Here is a 371-nt window from a genome sequence, read left to right on the forward strand (position 1 = left end):
CAGGTGCGCCCGGTCCTCGAGGCGGCGATCGAGCACGCGCGGTCGCGGACCGGCAGCCGGTCCCCGTTCCTCCGCTGGGCGACGAACGAGCGCGAGGTCCTGCGGGTCGCCGAGCTCGAGCGCGACGTGCACCTGCAGGGCGTCCGCGACATCAACGAGCGGCTCGTCGTGGCCGAGCAGGCGGTGGCCTCGTTCGACGCCGCGCGTCGGCGTGCGGAGGAGGAGCGCGACACGATCGCCCTGCGGTACGACGAGCTCACCCGGTCGGCCGAGTACCGCCTGCTGCACCGTTTCGGCGGTCTGGCGCGCGCCGTGCGCCGCGGCACCGGACGCGGCTGAGCCGACCACGGACGAGACGGGAGGCGCCCCAC

1 protein-coding gene is annotated in these 371 nt (G+C 75.7%); it reads left to right on the forward strand.

Annotation, left to right across the window (positions count from 1 at the left end; all coding sequences use genetic code 11):
- Nucleotides 1-339, forward strand: a 339-nt coding sequence (locus BIV03_RS19935) for a hypothetical protein (RefSeq protein ID WP_175475956.1), incomplete at its 5' end; no start/stop codon positions are given.
- Between the last annotated feature and the right edge of the window lie 32 nt (nucleotides 340-371).

The sequence above is a fragment of the Curtobacterium sp. MCBA15_016 genome (genome assembly GCF_001865105.1).
In the GTDB taxonomy this organism is placed as follows: Bacteria; Actinomycetota; Actinomycetes; order Actinomycetales; family Microbacteriaceae; genus Curtobacterium.